Origin of the sequence: Paenibacillus sp. UNC217MF (assembly GCF_000686865.1) — a bacterium.
Taxonomy (GTDB): Bacteria; Bacillota; Bacilli; order Paenibacillales; family Paenibacillaceae; genus Paenibacillus_B; species Paenibacillus_B suaedae.
Window position 1 is genome coordinate 380408 of record NZ_JMLT01000003.1, and the last position, 17717, is coordinate 398124.

The following is a 17717-nucleotide window of genomic DNA, read 5'->3' on the forward strand; positions in this document are numbered from 1 at the left end:
AGAACAAGCTTCAAGAGGATGATCCGTAAGCCTACACAAGACCACTTTTTTCCTTCTCCGCCTCACACCTTACGGATGTTTCGGCTCCAATTTAATATGAACGATACGTGCCCCATTTTCATTGGTTTCTTTTTGTTCGGTGACGTAGCCTTCTCCATCAACACGAACTTCCCAACCGAGCATGGAGGTGATCTCCATGACATCACGCAGCGATTTGCCCTTAAAGTTCGGCAAAGGCAGCTTATCAGGCTCGTCAGTAAGCAGGTATATCCGTTGGCCGATTGCCAATGGCTCGCCTGGCGCCGGATATTGACGCTTCACTTTCTCCCCTGCTCCAACCGTCTCGAAGACGATGCCTTGCTCAGCCAATCGCTGTTTGGCATCGTAAGGCTTCAGGCCCTGAATATCAGGTGCCTTAACGGTTGTTGGTGCACCCGTCTTCTTGTCACTGCCCTTTTCTTGGCCGGAGATTGAAGAAGGAACACCCATGTAACGCAGCGACTGCGATACGATCTTCTTGAACATGAGCGGCGCTACAAAGCCGCCACCTTCCCAATAATCCTGCGGATCATCCACAACAACCAAAAGAGCAATACGTGGATCCTCAACAGGAGCAAAGCCGACGAAAGATACTACCGCACGAGTCGTGGCATATTCACCGTTAATGACCTTCAATGCTGTACCTGTCTTGCCGGCAACGCGATATCCTTCGATATACGCATTTTTACCTGTACCAATCTGCTGATCCGCAACAACCTGTTCCAAATATTCACTTACCGTTTTTGCAACGCCTGGGTCGATTACTTGACGAACTACCTCCGGCTTGCGTTCAGTCACTTCACCCGTAACGGGATCATGAACCTTCCGAACAATATGCGGTTTCATAAGCTTGCCGCCATTGGCTACAGCTGCCACTGCCATAATTTGCTGGATTGGCGTAACTTGAACCTTACCGTGTCCGTACGATGCCGCAGCCACGTCTGCCGGATATTCAAATCGGATAAGACCATTGTTCTCTCCGGGAAGTTCAATGCCTGTCGGTTTGCCAAAGCCAAATTTCTCAATGTACGCCTTCAAGCGCTCTTCCTTCAATTGCTCAAATCCAAGTTTAACGAAGGCAACGTTACTGGATCGCTTAAGACCTTCGAAGTACGTAATTCTCCCCCATCCATCACGGTTAACGTCGTGGATGAGCCGTCCTCCCGCATAGATGCGTCCAGAAACGAATGTCGCATTCGGATCAAAGATGCCTTCCTGCACAGCCGCGGCCAGTGTCACAATTTTGAATGTTGAGCCCGGCTCATATCGAGACTGAACCGCATGATTGTAAAAAGCTGCAATGTCCTTAGCATCCCAATACGTATTCGGATTGAAATCTGGCATATTCGCGAGCCCCAATATATCGCCAGTCTTCGGATCTGCTGCTATTACCGTCATGCTATGAGGAGAGTATTTATTGTACACCTCACGCATCGCATCTTGAATATATTGCTGAATATTACGATCGATAGTGAGGTATATGTTGTCTCCATCCTTAGATGGCTTGTATACTTCCGAAGCCTTCGGCAGCTTATTACCCATCCGATCTTTCTCATATTGGAGCATCCCTGCAGCTCCGCGCAGCTGTTCGTCATACAGCTTCTCAATTCCGCCAATCGGATTGCCCTGCTTATCTGTATAACCAAGCACATGCGACGCCAATGATTCTTTCGCGTAGAAACGCTTCACCTCAGGCAAGAGGTAGAGTCCGACATCTCTCAATTCTGTCGTCTTCTTCAACTCATCTGTGAAGTCTCTTAGCTTCTGTGCAGTCTCATCGTTCACCTTCCAGCCTTCACTGCGAACTTCTACCTGCGCATAGAACTCATCCTTGTCTTTCTTCTTGCGGACGAGCTCATACAATTCGTTCTCAGGTTTCTTCAGTATGACGCTCAGTTTTTCTACGATAAGCCGCTCTACATCAATATTCTTCTCAACTAACTTCTTCGAGGTGCGCAGTTCCTGAATGATCTTAGGGCCGACCGCTACTGTGTATGCAGGTGCATCCATAGCAAGCACTTCACCATTCTTGTCATATATCGTGCCTCGAACTGGGGTAATCTCCTTCTTCACAGCCCAAGACTGCTTGGCTTCCGCCATCCAAAATGGCTGATTAATAACTTGGTACCAAAACAGTCTCCCAATAATGACAATAAAAAAGAGGGTGAATAAGCCCCCGATCGTCAACGTGCGCAACTTAATTCGTTTGACCATCTTCATCCCTCGTTTAATCGTTTCCTACTTGTTGTTTGTATACTTCGATCTCAGATAATGTCTCAGGGAAGCGCAAACCATTCTTTCTTGCTTCGCGTTCAATCCGATTCCAATCGGACAGCTTCTCCTTCTCCACCGTTAGCTCCGACACTTCATTCGTCAGTGCAACCGTTGCCCGCTTCGTTTCTTGAACCTTCAGGTTCATGTTGTAAATATTGGCATACCCACTAATGATGAACAAAGCTACGCCCGCGCAGAAACCGATTGTGCCCAAATAAAGCAGCTTCTCTCGAGTAGGTAGAGTAGATTTCCGGGTTACCTTCTTCTTCGTTTGACGATATCGAGGCTTCTGCTGTGTCTGTTTCTCTGGACGCATCGCCAGGTTGCCGCGCACATAGGCCATTTATCTGCTCCCCCTCATCCCAATTTTTGAGCAACACGCAACTTAGCCGAACGCGACCGCGGGTTGTCTGCCAACTCGTTATCATTCGGGGCAATTGGTTTGCGATTCACTAACGACAATACACTTTTGTGGCCACATGCACACATTGGCAACCCCGGTGGGCATGTGCATTTTCCTACATACTCATTCATAATGTGCTTACAGATCCGATCCTCCAGCGAGTGGAACGTAATCACGGCCACTCTTCCTTCCGGTTTCAAGCAGCGTACCGCTTGATGTAAGGCATCTTCAAAAGCGCCAAGCTCGTCATTAACAGCAATTCGGAGCGCCTGGAAGCTTCGCTTCGCAGGATGTCCGCCTGTTCGTCTTGCAGCAGCAGGAATACCTGCCTTGACCAGCTCTGCGAGTTCTCCGGTCGTCTGAATGGGCTGCTTAGCGCGAGCTGCGCCAATCTCTCTGGCAATACGCTTCGAGAATTTCTCTTCCCCGTATTGATACAAAATTTTCGCGATATCGGCTTCTGACCAGCCATTGACAATATCGTAAGCTGTCAATTCGCCATTCTGATCCATACGCATATCCAGCGGCGCGTCATGGTTATAGCTGAATCCACGCTCTCCTTCATCAAGCTGAGGCGATGATACGCCAAGATCGAATAGGATCCCATCCACTTGTGGAACTCCATCCACCTGCGGTACACCCGCTTGAATCAATGCTTCCTCCAAATGGCGGAAGTTGGTTTTGACAAGCGTTACTCGATCCAAATAAGACGCAAGCCGAACCTTCGCATTATCCAACGCCCAATCGTCCTGATCCAGCGCAATTAGTCTTCCGGCAGATGACAGCTGAGAAACAATTCGCTCGCTATGTCCAGCTCCTCCTAGCGTACAGTCGACATAAATGCCGTCAGGACGTATTCGCAAGCCTTCTACCGATTCTTCTTTCAACACGGTAATATGATGAAACAACGCAATACCTCCCAATTTCGGTTCCCATCTAGCTGCGATGCGTTATGATAGTCCTGATGTTCACCTAAAAATTAAAATCAACCAACGTCTCCGCAATTTCGTTAAATGCGGATTCCGACTGCTCTACATATTGTTCCCAAGCATCCTTGCTCCAAATCTCTACCCGATTCTGGACACCGATAACCATGCATTCTTTTTCCAAATGTGCATAGCCGCGCAAATGGGAAGGGATTGTAACCCTACCTTGCTTGTCCCATTCACATTCACTTGCCCCAGAAAAGAAGAAACGGGTAAAGGCTCTAGCATCAGCCTTCATTAAGGGAAGTGCCTTTAACTTCTGCTCAAGTGCTTCCCATTCATTCATAGGGTAGACGAAGAGACACTGATCCAACCCTCGAGTCAGTATAAATGTGATTCCTAAAGAGTCACGCAGCTTAGCAGGTATGATGAGACGGCCTTTGTCATCGATGCTATGTTGATACTCGCCCATAAACATCAGCCACCACTCCTCCCCCTAAATCCACCACAGTGCCCCACTTTCCTCCACAACGAATGTATACTTCGCCATAAAAGAAAAAAATCCTGCTAGAAAGCAGGATTTTATTGCGAAATAGGCCTATATAAATTTTGGATATGTTTCCATTAACACATACAAAGACAGGACATCAGCATGCCTAATCATGCTCTTACCTTCTATCTTCGCCATTGTCTACAGCCGAGTTGCCTGTGTCACTCTGCACTTCAGAAGAATCCGCAGCCTTGTCTTTACTTGCGTCTTCTAATGCTGCCTCTGCCGCCTCAGCATCTGCTGGTGTTATTGATCCCAACACATTCTCCCCGGTATTCCCGCTCAAGTTTCCATTCCTTCCTCTCTTCTTTCTGGTGATAAGCCAGATCGGAGTTCCGATAATGAGCAGCGCACAAAGAAAAGGAAGCAGCGCAACAAGCACGAGAACAATAGACTTCACACATTTTACAAGAGCGTCCCAACTGCCTACAAGGGTATCCGCTACTTGAGTTCCAAATGCATCCTCAAGCGCTTGACCACGCTTCGCTTTAAGCCGTTGAACCATATCCAATGTAATCGTGGACATCGCTACATTGTTATCATAATACCTCATTTTCCCCACAATTTGTTCAATTTCCGATTGTACATTCCCCAGCTCATTCGAGAAGTTTAATAAATCTTCCGATTTCGTGGCCTTCTCCATGAAGGACAGCAGTCTTGACTCTACTGTGCGGCGCGCCTTAAGCCGCGCCTGTAAATCAACATACTCCTCGGTCACATCATTAGCCGAATATTGACGAGTATAGGAGATCGACTCCCACTTGCCTAGCTCATCAATGAACGATTGAAATCCAACAGCAGGAATCTTAATGACATAGGATCCGCCTCGCTCGCTGTCTGTCTCCTGATCCGAAAATTGCAGCACATAGCCTTGTGATTGCGCAATGAATCGATTCAGCTTCTCTTTCACAGCCCCGTAGTCGGCAACTTCCATGCGAAGCTGCGCTTCATAAATGAGCTTGCGATCGGTCTTTACCTGCACTTGCTGCCCCGCACCCACCTGTAATGGTTCCTCTCTGCTTACAGCAGCATCATTACTAGTCGCTTCCATCTGAGCCGCTTCTGGCGCTGTATTCCCCGCCATTTTTAACCCTTGACTGTCTGATGCCGAACTACAGCCACCAAGAAGCAGCAACAGCAGAAGCGACGCCAGCACGACTGTTTGCCATCCCCAATTTCTCTTTTTCATCCCATATGCCCCCTCTATCATCTTGGCATGGATATCTTGGATGTAATGGCTTTGTTCTCCATACTCAATCAATAGACGAATTGCCAAGAAATATGTTGCATAGGTAAGCTTCATACACAAAATAAAACCGCCACTAACATATCGCTAATGGCGGTTCTTCCTTCTTGTCTGATACAGGCTTCATCGCTTCATTCCATCAGTGCTCTTGCCAGCTCTCCAAGTAAGACTTTTGCTCGCTGCTAAGCGTGTCTACGGAGATTCCGAGCGACTCCAGCTTGTAGCGTGCAACTTGCTCGTCAAGCTCATACGGCACATTGACAACTTTTTTCCCAATGGATTGATATTGATCATTTACATATTTCAAGGACATTGCTTGAAGCGCAAATGTCATATCCATAATTTCAGCTGGATGGCCATCCCCTGCAGCCAGATTGACTAGACGGCCTTCAGCCAGCAAGTAGATGCTGCGGCCATCTTGCAGCTTGTATTCTTCAATGTTCTTGCGTACCGTACGTACAGATGTGGAACGAGCCGCAAGCTCAGGCTTATTCACTTCAACATCGAAATGTCCAGCATTGGACAAGATGGCACCGTCCTTCATCACGTCATAATGCTCACCACGGATGCAATCACGGTTGCCTGTGACGGTCACAAAGATATCTCCTACACGAGCGGCCTCGATCATCGGCAGCACTGTAAATCCATCCATGTAGGCTTCTACGCCTTTGATCGCGTCCACCTCGGTAACAACGACATTCGCGCCGAGACCTTTGGCACGCATAGCAACCCCCTTGCCGCACCATCCGTACCCGACCACGACCACCGTCTTGCCGGCTACAACCAGATTCGTTGTACGATTAATGCCATCCCATACCGACTGACCAGTACCATAACGGTTGTCGAACAAATACTTGCAATACGCATCATTAACGGCAACCATCGGGAATTGAAGCGTGCCATCCTTCTCCATCGCCTTCAAGCGGAGAATGCCTGTAGTCGTTTCTTCCGCGCCGCCTCTCACTTGATCACGCAAGTCAGGGCGCTCAGCGTGCAGAATCGAGACCAAATCTCCTCCATCGTCGATAATCAAATCAGGCTTCGTCTCCAATGTGTGAATAAGCAACTGCTTATATTCTTCCGGATCTGGGTTGTACTTGGCGTATACAGTAATGCCGTCTTCAACTAGCGCAGCGCATACATCATCCTGCGTCGACAACGGGTTGCTTCCTGTTATCGTTACATCTGCGCCACCAGCTTGAACGACCTTCGCCAAATAAGCGGTCTTCGCCTCCAAATGAAGCGATATTGCTACTTTGAGTCCTTTGAATGGCTGCTCCGCCTCAAATTGTTCCCGAATGCGGTTAAGCACAGGCATATGCGCTTGAACCCATTCAATTTTCAAATGACCTTCTGGTGCCAATGCAATATCTCGGATGATGCTCTTGTTTGCCGCATTTGTATTACGAGTTGGTGTATTACTCATGGACAGTTCATCCTCTCCCATTTTGGATTAAGAAGCCATTTCATGATCCGTCTTGATTTCAGGAAATCGGGTCTTTCCAGCTCATGCTCTTAACATAGCTTATGACAACAGGGCGATGCGATGTTCCCCTCTCCATACGACAGGAGCTTCCATCAACATCGCAAACCAATTCTCACCGTAACGGCAGGCATACCCTAGCATATTCAATACACGTTCCTGTGGTTTGCCAAGCGGATGAAGGGAGACATGCAGCCGTTCCCATTGCCGCAAACCTGATTCATGCTGCTTCGCCATCGCGTCCTTAGCACGGTGATGAAGGAAATCAATCTGTTCAAGTACTTTATTATGATTCGTAGCACCAAGTTTCCCAAGTGCAGGAAGCGATACGACAAGGTCCTCCAGCAGCTCGGTATATCTAGTATCCACTTCTGCACGCAGCGTCTCGAAGCGTTCATCCAAGTGAAGTGCATCCTGCGCTTGCAACCACGAAGCTCTTCTTGCTTCGTAATGATACACAACATCTTCAACCGACAACTCATACTTATCTAGAAGCTTATTTAGTGTCCCCTCAATACAAGTAAATCCCATGCGTGGCCATATGATTGGCATTCTCATTCCCAGCTCTCTGAATGCCTGCTTCGTCTGCGCCCAGTAAGCAATTTCTCCTGGTCCAAGCACGGTAGCCAGTACTGGGAATAAATAGTCCTGCATAAGCGGTCTCGTCAATACATTATTGCTCAGCTCCTGCGGTGAATTCCGTGCGATGTCCAACATCTGCTCCATCGTGCACGATATTCCTTGGCGATGATTGACAAATTGCCCGTTCTCCTTATGCAGCAAGTGTCGCTCCCCGTCACGCACGAGGAACACATTCGCGCTGTGTTCGGAACGTACCGCCTGAGGGCTATAGCCATAAGAAGCAAGCTGCTGCTCACTGGTGTCGTAAGCCTTCTCCAGTCGGTCATTGTGCTGGAGGATCGCCTCGAACATAGGCGCTTCAAGCTCGCGCAGTCCGTCATCTGCCGAATCGATGAGCACGAGTCCATATTCACCAAATAGTCGGCCCATAGTCGCTGCGAAGGAATCTGACAGCGTGGCACAAGTAGCCACTGATTCGCGCAAGTGCTCGAGCAGCCCTGGTGTAAACTCCGTCTTGGGCAAGGAACTCTCTAGCTCTGTAAGAACCGATTCCCATGCAGCAGCATCCAGCTTCACATGGCTCACAGGGGCACGACGATCACCTGGCTTCTCCATTCGTATACGCTGTACAGCAGGATCGGAGGTTACCACATACGTATGATCAACCTCATCAAAATCATGATCCTCTCCAGCAATCCAGAAGACAGGAACCACTGGTCTTGCTAATTTGATTTCTGCTTCTTGCGCCATTCGAATAATGGAAATTGCTTTATACAGAACAAGCAGCGGACCCGTAAACAAGCCGCCCTGCTGTCCCCCTACAACGACTAACGACCGCTCACCCTTCAGTCGTTCTATGGAATCTCGTACAGCTTGGCTGTTATTGAACCGCTCATTATAGCGGGTAAGCACATCGGCCAAGCGTGTGCGATTCACTCTTAGCTGTCCCGAACGCTCCACCCAATCCGCTCTCTTCTCCCAATCCAAGTCCGGATGATATTCGTAGAACGTCTCGACAACAGATGGTTCGCGTTCCATGTACTGTACGGTCAGCGGTTGCTGAACCGGAATAGATAATATTGGCCATTTCAAAGATAGCCGCCTCCCTTTTTGCCTCGTCTCGATTGTACACAATGCGGCTTCTGACCGTCAAAACAAAGATTATGTATTCCATTCCTTCATGCTCAATTCAACAACTAGCTGCCATCATCCATTGATATTGACGCATGAGTCCTATCAATAATCTACCTTTATGAGTATAGCTTATCCTACATGCTTGCCGAATAAATAATTATTCCAATCAATAGCAAGAAAACGTACAGTACGCCAAGCAAGAAGAAAGTTATTCGCCAAATGACACGAATCAATTTTCTCGGATCCCACCTGCCATACTTCTGCTGTTGCAACCCACCGATTAACCCTGCTGCGATTAACAGAAAGAACAGTATCCAATAAAATCCTGCCTTAGAATCAAACAACGTATTATATAAACCGCCTACCGAGGCAATGAGAAACACCGTCGTTATATCCATTGCCAGCTTAATTGCCCTCTTCTTCGGTTTAAGCAGCCCCCTACCAATTAGCCAAGTAATAAGAAATGGGAAGAAGGGCAGTAAAGAAAGCAGAACGAATCCGTCAAACATCAGTTGAAACATATTCGGGTAGACTCACTCCTCTCAACAAGGGATCAGCACGGGAAATGTTATTCGCAACTTGCTAGAATAAGACGGTACATCATACGATGAAGCGGTACTGCAATCTCATATCGATCAGCCATTCGGATAAGTGCCCCCGTTATTGCCTCTATTTCTGTCCTTCTTCCCGCTTCTACATCTTGAAGCATGGACGACGAATTGGACGAAGTCATCCGGCACACCTGAACAACCCGCTCCCAATCCTTCTCTTCATCGATAGAAATATGAGCCGCTCGGTATACCGCAGCAGCCTCACCGAACAACTCCTTCATTAAAGACAGCCTGTCCTCTTGCAGCAGCAGTTGACCGTTCTTGATGCGCAGCACAGCCGTTAATGGGTTAATAATGACATTGACAAGCAATTTCTGATAAACCATACCTTCGATGTTGTTCGACAAAAACGTTTGAAATCCTGCATTTTCTAGCAACTTCTTTGTTGACAAACATAAAGAATTGACTAATTCCATCTGTTCTGTTCGGCTTCCAGCAGGCTCCCAGATGCCAATTGACGTATGCCCGTGCCCCGTATGTACAACCTCATTGCAATTTACTCGCTTAGCCGCTTCCGTTGTAACCGCCCATATTAATTGCTCGTGCGGCCATATCGCACTAAGTGCTTCCATATGACCAACCCCATTCTGATAGCACACCAATGAAGCTGTCTGCTCTCTAGGAAACTTCTCTAACTGACTAAGAAGCTCAGAATCAATATGTGTCTGCTTCACGAACAACCATATGCTGCTCGCTCTCATACCTGTCCGTTCAAGTACTTCTCCTGCTTCTGCCAACGGATACGCATGTACTGGATAGATATGGGCCTGCCTCCCATCCAGATCCTCGAGGTGAATCCCTTGACTACGAATTAGCTCCGCCTGCTCCGGAGTTCGTGTCCACATCCTCACCTTTGTATTGCTGCTATCTATTGAATTACGTGTTCTCATCAGCATCGCTGCATGAAGCAGCCCCAATGACCCCCCGCCAATAATATCGATAACCATATCAGGCACCTTCCCTTGTGTACAAGTATCTATTTGTTATATCAAACCGAATGCAAAAACACAAAAAAGCGCAAAGAGTGAGCAATGCTCTCCCTTCACGCTTTCTGTAAGCGGATGGAACTATTCAATTCGCTCTAGGTTGCCATTGGCGTCCATCCGAAAGCGAGTTTTGGAGTCGTCCTCTTCTTCACTTAAAATCGCTAATCTGCGAGCACGATCCATAATTTGAATGAGCGCCTTATAATCATCATTTACCGTACGGTAATCCGTTTGAACGGCATTCACCTGTTTGGAGAGATACTCATTCTCTTCACGCAGACGGTGATACTGCTCTTCCTTCTCATGCAGTTCTTTCTCCGTATGCTTCAATTGACGCGACAGCTCTTGATAACTGTTGCGCCATTGACGCAAGAAGCGGATCACCATATCCATGGAAAGTGATTCTTCGGTAATGAGCTCTGGCTTAAGGCCGACTTCTTCACTGTCCGCCAATGCAATAGAGGCCACCTGTGCACCAATAGGCTGCTTTTTCATATAGTTTCGCTTTTGACGCTGTGCTTTTGCAAGCTGAATGGCAGCTTCATATTTTTTACGGACACAGCTATTCCAGCGGAATCCGCAAGCCGCAGAGGTGCGGCCAATCTTTTCCCCTACTTCTTCAAAAGCAGCTAGCTGGGTACTTCCTTCTCGAATATGTCTTAACGTCACTTCTGCCAAAATCAAATCATCGTCCGCTGTCCACGCATCTTGTCTAATTGCTGTCATGCGATACCCTCCTAACGACACTCATTCAATTCGGTTGTATACAGCACCCACGCCATATGCATTGAAGCAAGTGACGAAGGATGATCAGTCGGTAATCAACCGCTTATTCCATCTCTATGCCCATGGTAGAGTTCATAGAATCTATCGGATACTAAAATGTATATCCATTTTTTCTATGAATCATACGTATGCCTGTCCATACAATAGATCACAATGAAGGGGAGATTCCGAAAAAGTTCGTTAATCCATCAAGATTGGCAGTTTACACCAGATGGCTAGAACGCTATAATGTCAATAGTAAATGTTGGGTTTAACGTAACGAGAGGGGGATGAATCGTGGCACGGATGTATCGCGTACTCGGCTTCTGGACATTAGTAATCGGTCTGATGGCGTTCGCAGGAGACATGATTGAGATGGCGCTCCTGTTCTTCATGCAGACTGCTTTTTTTGTGTTGCTGGGTTACTTGAAATTGTCCGAACGTACATATACAATGCTGTTTTGGGCGTACATGGTCGTATGCTTCAGCGGCTTTTCGTACTGGAGCGTCTTCGTTATGAAAAACCCTTACTAAGCAGCATCACTGTCTGTTGACTTGTTGCGGACGGATAATGAATGAAAGAATGAATAGATACAGAAAGAAGCGTCAAGAGATCGGCGATCTCTTGGCGCTTCTTTTGTGTTGAATCTTATAATATTCCAATTTCCGATTCCGAACCGCAAGACAGCAGGAGTACATGAAACCGTTCACTCATCTGATCACTCAGCAGCAATTGTCGAATGGCACGATTGCGACGCGCTTCCGCACTGAACGGATCTGGGTTGGTATGCTGCTGCAATTCATTTAGCAACCCCTGTTCGAGTAAAAATGACTTTTGTGTCATATAACCGATGATCGCAGCATTCACTTGCTTCGCAACACGCTGGCAAATATCGAAATCCACCATCGACGTGATATCTTGCTCGCCAATATGAATCCAAGGGTTGTCATGAGCCTGATGACGATGGTAACACATCAGTGTCCCCTCCATCCGATGTGCTGCTGTCAGCTCATTCGTTCCATCCCCATAATCAATAAATATGAACTCTGCTTCCCCCACCTGACTTAAAATTGAGGTCATCCAGGCCGTCATCGCAATCCCCGCATCAAAAATTTGCTGATCCACAAGTTGAATTTCATGTTCCTCTAGCCATAGGAGAATATCTTCCGTTGCGGGCAGCCATAGCGGCATGAATTGCTCCTTCTCCTCATCCCACTTCACATAGCACTGTTCATACCGGCCATCATGATGCCGGATGCGCTCGACTGGGAATGCATCAAGCAGTTCATTGGCTACAACGAACAGGCGCCGTGTAGGAGCCTCTTGTTCAAACACCTGTTCATCCCACCATGTAATTGGAACCCGCTCTCCTCCGAGCAATTCGGATACTAGTCTCTGATGATGCGGGCTTCTTTCCACAATGACATGCTTATAGCCTTCGAAGCGATCATACTTAAGCCGCTGGCTCATCTGCAGTGCGAGACGTCCTGTACCAGCTCCCCATTCTACCAGCGTGATGGAATCAGCATCCCAGCCACGCTCCCTTGTGCGTCGTTCTACATAGACAGCAAGCATCTCAGCCATGATTGAGCCGATATTCGAGCTTGTATAGAAATCGCCATTACGCCCAATCTTCGGTCGTTCTGACATATAATATCCGTCTGTTGCGTGATACAGACAGGTGCCCATAAACTGCGAGAAAGGAATGCAGCTGCTATCGGATTGTTCAATTTGGTTAATTAAGTATTGAATGAGGACGGGATTCGGCTGATAATGAGACATACAGTCCTTCCTTTCTATCTATGCAGGTTCAATAGAAGTATCTTGCTAAGTCATGCAAGTATCATCCATGTATACAACTCTATGTACACAACCACGAGTTCAGGTCATGTCCAACCCGATCTGAACATACGATAATGTTGTGCAACTATTTAAGGAGGTCGCCTCATGACCATAACGACACGCGCATGGCGCTCGCTTATCGGACTTCTACTATCGATGCAGCTCATCGCGATCGTTCCGTGTGCGACAGGTGCGGAGCCAGCTTCGCCTGTACAATGGAGCATTCAGCCTACCGCTGAAGAGCTGCAGCTGCTTCAACAGAGTCTCTCTATCACAGAACTGGATAAGGAGATCGATCGTATCTCCGTTCAGGAAGCATCGACAGCCAAAGAACGTTCACGAACGGAAGCTGAGCTTCAGACCCGCGAAGCCGCCTTGGAACAGAAGCGAGAACAAGCCGGTCGTGTGCTTCGCGCTTATTATATTGGAGAACGAGACATGATGCTCCAGGCTGTTCTCTCTGCGGATCAGCTGCAAGATATGTTTCAGTTATTCGAATATTTCCAGATCCTCTTCCAGTCTGATCAGGACATTATGAATGACTATAAGGAACAAACGCAAGCCTTGCGTCAGACAAGAGATCAGCATATGCGTCTGGAAAGGGAGCTTTCAACGGTACGCACTCAGCTGATTGATCAGCGCGATCGGCTCAAGCGGCTGCAGCAGAAGCTGGACGCTGACATATCGGCCAGCAGTGATCCTAAAGCGATGAATGCACTTATACAAGAGTTTACAACTTACTGGCAGAACGTTGGACTTTATGAAGTTCGTCATTATTTCCGAGCATTGGCCAATGCGATGAACAAGCTCCCCGATTTTGTCAAAAATAGTGGAAGCCTTAGCATCGAGGGTACTAATTATACGATCACAGTCAAGGAAGAACAACTCAATCAGTTTCTCCGTGAGCAGGATCCCATGTTCGAAACCTTTGCATTCCAATTCAAGGAAGGCATGATCGCCGCTGAAGGCTCGCGCTCTGGCATGAGCGTACGTATCGAAGGGCATTATACGATAGAATCGGAACCTGAGAATCGAATCTTGTTCCATGTTGATCGAATGTTGTTCAATGGGCTTGAACTGCCCGAGTCGACGCGTACAGAGTTGGAGGAAAAATTCGATCTTGGCTTCTACCCGAAGCAGCTCGTATCTTTTATTGAAGCCAAAGAAGTGACAATTGAAGACAAAAGCCTTACCGTCAAGCTGGCGCTCAGCTGGTAAGGCGGTAAGGCTAGAACTTCTCCTCGTCAGAGAATCAGCAGATGGCCGTATCCAGTGCATTGTACCATGGATGGATACTCAATCCCGCTATCTGCTGATCGTGCTTGAATGATTCCATTCCTTCTGGAGCTGCTCCGTTGTTGCAGCCCCCTTCAGCCAAAGCTCAGCTGTCCCAATCCATCCATAAATCGGTTCCATTGCATGAAATAACGCCGCTCCTTGATTGGCTTGAGGCAGGAACATATCTGGCAGCCAGCGACGGATATCTCTCCAGCGATCTATGTATGCTTGTTCGTGAGCAGGCAGCACAGACAATGTATCGTACCATTCTCGCTGAACCGCAAGACTTGTCATATAATCAATCCATTGCCTTGCCTCCGCTTCATGCTGTGAACTGGAAGCAATCATATAGCTTCTGCTTGTTGCCCACTGCCCAGCAGGAAGATGTACATCGGCTGGCGCTTCAATCGCTAGCGGTTCACTAACCTCGGCCACTGCTTCCGAATAGGGAACGATCCCAAAGGCTACTCGACCGGCACGCAGCAAATCCCACGTATCTGTTTTGCTCGCTTTCTCTCCCCAAGGTATAAAATGAGCTCGATAAGACTCCAGCTGGGCTAACTGTTGGTTCCACTTAAGACCGGATCCTTGCGCATTGTCGGCAACTCCCTTCGCATACCAATCGGCACGCATCAATGGCGCTTGATTCACTTCCGGCCATAGCAAGCCCAACCGCCGAATTAACGATAAGAAGGCTTCCTTATCTCCATCATGCCAGGCAAACCAGGCTTGAGGCATAGCACGCAATTCTACAGCAGCTGTACCACGCTCAAGCAGAGCAGAAGCCCCCTCCTGACTGCTAGGGTCAAGGATCCTCTTCCACTCCTCCCAATTAGAAGGCAAGGATTCTTTGGTTCTGCCGGCCATTAATTCCTTGTTCCATACCAGCACATAAGGATCAATCTGAGCAGGTACTCCCCACGTATACCCATTCCACTTCAGTTGATTCATTAGCCATGCCGGAGAGGAGAAGCCAGCATTCGATGACTGCTCAATCGGCAGCAGCCACCCCTTTTTGGCAAAGCCCATTACGGAAACACTGTCTGACAGCATAATGTCCGCACTATATTCCTGAACCAGCTGATTGAACCATTCAGCATCAGTCAATTTATCTGTCGTATTGACAAGCTCTACATAGATGCCCGTTTCGTCAATAAAAGTCTGATTGGCTTGATTGAGTTGGATAAATGATATAGGTGACAGGTTCACCTGCACTCTTAGCTGCTTCCACGTTTCTGGACTCTTCTTCGCCTTAGGCGGCCGATTGGCTACCTCATTCGTTGAGGGCTGTGATGGTACGAATAATTGATCATCTATATGAAATTGGGACAGCAAGAGTAACGAAACGAAAATCATAATAACCGCAACTAGCAGCTTTTTTAAGTTCGGCACTCATTCTCCTCCCACGTTACCATTTTTGACTTTTCCACCTCCTTATTGTAGCACCGAACGCACTAGCTGTCCCTATCTGAATGCGTCATTAGAGCAAAAAAATAAGCCCCTGGGACTATCCAGAGGCTCTGAGGGCTGTCGCTCACTAATGACTCTATAGGAGATCAGCTGCAAGCTGAGCGAGTCGGGAGCGTTCTCCCTTCTCAAGGGTGACATGGCCGCTTACACTTTCTGTCTTAAACCGTTCCACCAGATAGGTGAGACCATTGCTTGCTGAATCCAGATAAGGATGATCAATCTGCGCTGGATCTCCCATGAGGACAATTTTACTTCCTTCCCCGACTCGGGATACGATTGTCTTCACTTCATGTTTGGATAAATTCTGAGCCTCATCAATGATGATGAACTGTCCTGGTATGGAACGGCCACGAATATAAGTGAGCGCCTCAACTTGAATATTGCCCATACCCAGCAATATTTTCTCAATGTCCCCAGCTTTTTTCGTATCGAACAGAAATTCCAAATTATCATAAATCGGCTGCATCCAAGGCCGAAGCTTCTCTTCCTTCTCCCCTGGCAAGTACCCGATATCCTTCCCCATTGGCACTACTGGCCTTGCAATGAGAAGCTTCTTATACTTGCGCTCATCTTCCACCTTCATGAGGCCAGCTGCAAGCGCCAACAACGTCTTGCCTGTACCTGCCTTCCCTGCCATAGTGACAAGGGGAATATCGTCATTGAGCAGCAGCTCAAGCGCCATACGCTGCTGAGCGTTCCGTGCAGTAATGCCCCACACGGGATCATTACTGAGAAATAGCGGCTCAAGCTTCTTGGCGTCTGCGCTCACCTTGAGCAAAGCAGACTTACTCGTCCCCATGTTATCTTTCAAGATGACGAATTCATGCGGGTGAAATGACATATTGACATTTAAGCTGCGGATGGGGAGATGCCGGAAGGAATAAAATTCATCGATCACCCCAGGATGAACGAATAAGGTGACGCAGCCATTATACAACTCATCGCCAGATTGTACGGTACGATCTGACATATAGTCCTCTGTATGCAATCCCAATACATCTGCCTTGATTCGTACAAGCACGTCCTTGCTTACTAGAATGACAGTTGCTGGCTCGGATTGCCGTTCCTCCTGCTCTAAATGATAATTCAATGCCACGGCCAAGATCCGATTGTCATTCGATACTTCCCCGAACATCTCCTGTACTTTGACAAAGCTGCGATGATTCAACTCCACCTTCAACGTTCCACCGTTGTGCAGTTTAACCCCCGAATGAAGATGCCCTACATCGCGGAGCCCGTCTAGCAAGCGGGAAACAGTACGGGCATTGCGCCCGATTTCATCTGCATTTCGTTTCTTCGAATCAATCTCTTCCAGTACAACTGCCGGGATAATCACTTCATTGTCGCCAAATGCAAATAATGCGTTCGGATCATGCAGCAACACATTCGTATCCAGTACAAAAATTTTACTCATAGGATCTCCCTTTCAGTTCGCATGCCCGTACTTGCAACACCAGCGGACAGCCGCGCTCGGTGTTACATAAAAAATGCAGGCACCGCTCACACTATAGTCAGTACACATGCCGCACTACTTATTTGACCAACGAACAAAGAAAGGAACGATGAATTCATGCGTATATTGCTAATTGCCATGCTTGTCATCGGACTCATCGCCGGATGCGGAAACGCGAATAAGCACGCTGCTACGAATAACTCCTCCAATCAAGTTAAGGCGAGATCAACGAATAATGGAAAACCGGTCATTCACGATCGGGAAGCCGTTCGCGAACACTTAACTGCGCTGGCTAGGAAGGTGCCGGGGGTTCGCAACGTTAACTGTGTCGTATTCGGCAATACCGCAATTGTCGGGATTGACGTCGATGCGAGCCTAGAACGCTCTCGAGTCGGAACTGTCAAATATTCCGTTGCAGAGGTTCTCAGCAAAGACAAATATGGCGCCCATGCACTTGTTACCGCAGATATCGATTTGAATCAGCGTCTTCATGAGATGGCGGTTGATATTCGGCAAGGCCACCCTATTTCTGGCTTTACAGAAGAACTTGCAGATATAATGGGCCGCATCGTGCCGCAGATGCCAAGCGACGTCCAACATATTGATCCATCCCGCAATACAGACCAGCCTAAACTGAAAAAACAGATGTAGCTGCATGATTGCCGCACGGCCGC

General features: G+C 47.8%; 16 protein-coding genes. 3 read left to right on the forward strand and 13 right to left on the reverse strand.

What is annotated here, in order from left to right; translation table 11 throughout:
- Positions 1-69: 69 nt before the first annotated feature.
- From BP95_RS0101900 to BP95_RS0101945, 10 genes are all read right to left on the reverse strand, one after another.
- A complete protein-coding gene (locus BP95_RS0101900; RefSeq protein ID WP_028531279.1) occupies positions 70-2253 on the reverse strand; it encodes a penicillin-binding transpeptidase domain-containing protein in 2184 nt (727 codons plus the stop codon).
- A gap of 13 nt (positions 2254-2266) precedes the next feature.
- Complete coding sequence (gene ftsL2, locus BP95_RS0101905; RefSeq protein WP_021256761.1) at positions 2267-2656, reverse strand: cell division protein FtsL; 390 nt, start codon at positions 2654-2656, stop codon at positions 2267-2269.
- Between the two features lie 14 nt (positions 2657-2670).
- On the reverse strand, positions 2671-3624 hold the full coding sequence (rsmH, locus tag BP95_RS0101910) for a 16S rRNA (cytosine(1402)-N(4))-methyltransferase RsmH (RefSeq protein WP_021256762.1): 954 nt from the start codon (positions 3622-3624) through the stop codon (positions 2671-2673).
- 64 nt (positions 3625-3688) lie between these two features.
- The gene (mraZ, locus tag BP95_RS0101915) at positions 3689-4120 is read right to left on the reverse strand and encodes a division/cell wall cluster transcriptional repressor MraZ (protein ID WP_021256763.1); all 432 of its coding nucleotides are present in this window, start codon (positions 4118-4120) and stop codon (positions 3689-3691) included.
- Between the two features lie 190 nt (positions 4121-4310).
- A complete protein-coding gene (locus tag BP95_RS29360) occupies positions 4311-5381 on the reverse strand; it encodes a DUF4349 domain-containing protein (protein ID WP_081819801.1) in 1071 nt (356 codons plus the stop codon).
- A 196-nt stretch (positions 5382-5577) separates the two neighbouring features.
- Positions 5578-6864, reverse strand: coding sequence for an adenosylhomocysteinase (locus BP95_RS0101925; RefSeq protein ID WP_021256765.1), 1287 nt, complete (start codon positions 6862-6864; stop codon positions 5578-5580).
- Between the two features lie 99 nt (positions 6865-6963).
- Complete coding sequence (gene bshC / locus BP95_RS0101930; protein ID WP_028531281.1) at positions 6964-8595, reverse strand: bacillithiol biosynthesis cysteine-adding enzyme BshC; 1632 nt, start codon at positions 8593-8595, stop codon at positions 6964-6966.
- Positions 8596-8771: 176 nt separating this feature from the next.
- The gene (locus BP95_RS0101935; protein WP_021256767.1) at positions 8772-9158 is read right to left on the reverse strand and encodes a DUF3397 domain-containing protein; all 387 of its coding nucleotides are present in this window, start codon (positions 9156-9158) and stop codon (positions 8772-8774) included.
- Between the two features lie 47 nt (positions 9159-9205).
- Complete coding sequence (locus tag BP95_RS0101940; protein ID WP_021256768.1) at positions 9206-10195, reverse strand: ketopantoate reductase family protein; 990 nt, start codon at positions 10193-10195, stop codon at positions 9206-9208.
- A 120-nt stretch (positions 10196-10315) separates the two neighbouring features.
- Complete coding sequence (locus BP95_RS0101945; RefSeq protein ID WP_021256769.1) at positions 10316-10960, reverse strand: RsfA family transcriptional regulator; 645 nt, start codon at positions 10958-10960, stop codon at positions 10316-10318.
- Between the two features lie 336 nt (positions 10961-11296).
- Here BP95_RS0101945 and BP95_RS0101950 point away from each other — a divergent pair, with 336 nt between their 5' ends.
- Positions 11297-11533 carry a DUF2626 domain-containing protein gene (locus BP95_RS0101950; protein WP_021256770.1) on the forward strand — a complete coding sequence of 79 codons (237 nt, stop codon included), beginning with the start codon at positions 11297-11299 and terminating at the stop codon, positions 11531-11533.
- Between the two features lie 115 nt (positions 11534-11648).
- On the opposite strand, the gene BP95_RS0101955 is transcribed toward BP95_RS0101950, so the two are convergent.
- Positions 11649-12782 (reverse strand): class I SAM-dependent methyltransferase, encoded by a 1134-nt coding sequence (locus BP95_RS0101955; protein WP_021256771.1) that lies wholly within the window; start codon positions 12780-12782, stop codon positions 11649-11651.
- A 165-nt stretch (positions 12783-12947) separates the two neighbouring features.
- On the opposite strand from BP95_RS0101955, the gene BP95_RS0101960 reads away from it, so the two are divergent.
- Positions 12948-14060, forward strand: a complete 1113-nt coding sequence (locus BP95_RS0101960; RefSeq protein WP_021256772.1) for a coiled-coil domain-containing protein — start codon at positions 12948-12950, stop codon at positions 14058-14060.
- A gap of 87 nt (positions 14061-14147) precedes the next feature.
- Here the strand turns inward: BP95_RS0101960 and BP95_RS0101965 are convergent, their stop codons facing one another.
- Both BP95_RS0101965 and BP95_RS0101970 read right to left on the reverse strand, forming a co-directional pair.
- A complete protein-coding gene (locus BP95_RS0101965; protein WP_021256773.1) occupies positions 14148-15512 on the reverse strand; it encodes an extracellular solute-binding protein in 1365 nt (454 codons plus the stop codon).
- Between the two features lie 154 nt (positions 15513-15666).
- Entirely contained in the window at positions 15667-17004 is a 1338-nt protein-coding gene (locus BP95_RS0101970; RefSeq protein WP_021256774.1) for a PhoH family protein, read from the reverse strand.
- A 156-nt stretch (positions 17005-17160) separates the two neighbouring features.
- On the opposite strand from BP95_RS0101970, the gene BP95_RS0101975 reads away from it, so the two are divergent.
- Positions 17161-17694: a YhcN/YlaJ family sporulation lipoprotein gene (locus BP95_RS0101975; RefSeq protein WP_021256775.1), complete on the forward strand. Its 534-nt coding sequence runs from the start codon at positions 17161-17163 to the stop codon at positions 17692-17694.
- The last annotated feature ends 23 nt before the right edge of the window (positions 17695-17717 follow it).

Bases quoted from the DNA above. Each gene is read 5' to 3' on its own strand.
- BP95_RS0101900 (WP_028531279.1), bottom strand. From the start codon at position 2,253: ATGGTCAAACGAATTAAGTTGCGCACGTTGACGATCGGGGGCTTATTC.
- ftsL2 (WP_021256761.1), bottom strand. From the start codon at position 2,656: ATGGCCTATGTGCGCGGCAACCTGGCGATGCGTCCAGAGAAACAGACA.
- mraZ (WP_021256763.1), bottom strand. From the start codon at position 4,120: ATGTTTATGGGCGAGTATCAACATAGCATCGATGACAAAGGCCGTCTC.
- BP95_RS29360 (WP_081819801.1), bottom strand. From the start codon at position 5,381: ATGAAAAAGAGAAATTGGGGATGGCAAACAGTCGTGCTGGCGTCGCTT.
- BP95_RS0101925 (WP_021256765.1), bottom strand. From the start codon at position 6,864: ATGAGTAATACACCAACTCGTAATACAAATGCGGCAAACAAGAGCATC.
- BP95_RS0101935 (WP_021256767.1), bottom strand. From the start codon at position 9,158: ATGTTTCAACTGATGTTTGACGGATTCGTTCTGCTTTCTTTACTGCCC.
- BP95_RS0101940 (WP_021256768.1), bottom strand. From the start codon at position 10,195: ATGGTTATCGATATTATTGGCGGGGGGTCATTGGGGCTGCTTCATGCA.
- BP95_RS0101945 (WP_021256769.1), bottom strand. From the start codon at position 10,960: ATGACAGCAATTAGACAAGATGCGTGGACAGCGGACGATGATTTGATT.
- BP95_RS0101955 (WP_021256771.1), bottom strand. From the start codon at position 12,782: ATGTCTCATTATCAGCCGAATCCCGTCCTCATTCAATACTTAATTAAC.
- BP95_RS0101960 (WP_021256772.1), top strand. From the start codon at position 12,948: ATGACCATAACGACACGCGCATGGCGCTCGCTTATCGGACTTCTACTA.
- BP95_RS0101970 (WP_021256774.1), bottom strand. From the start codon at position 17,004: ATGAGTAAAATTTTTGTACTGGATACGAATGTGTTGCTGCATGATCCG.
- BP95_RS0101975 (WP_021256775.1), top strand. From the start codon at position 17,161: ATGCGTATATTGCTAATTGCCATGCTTGTCATCGGACTCATCGCCGGA.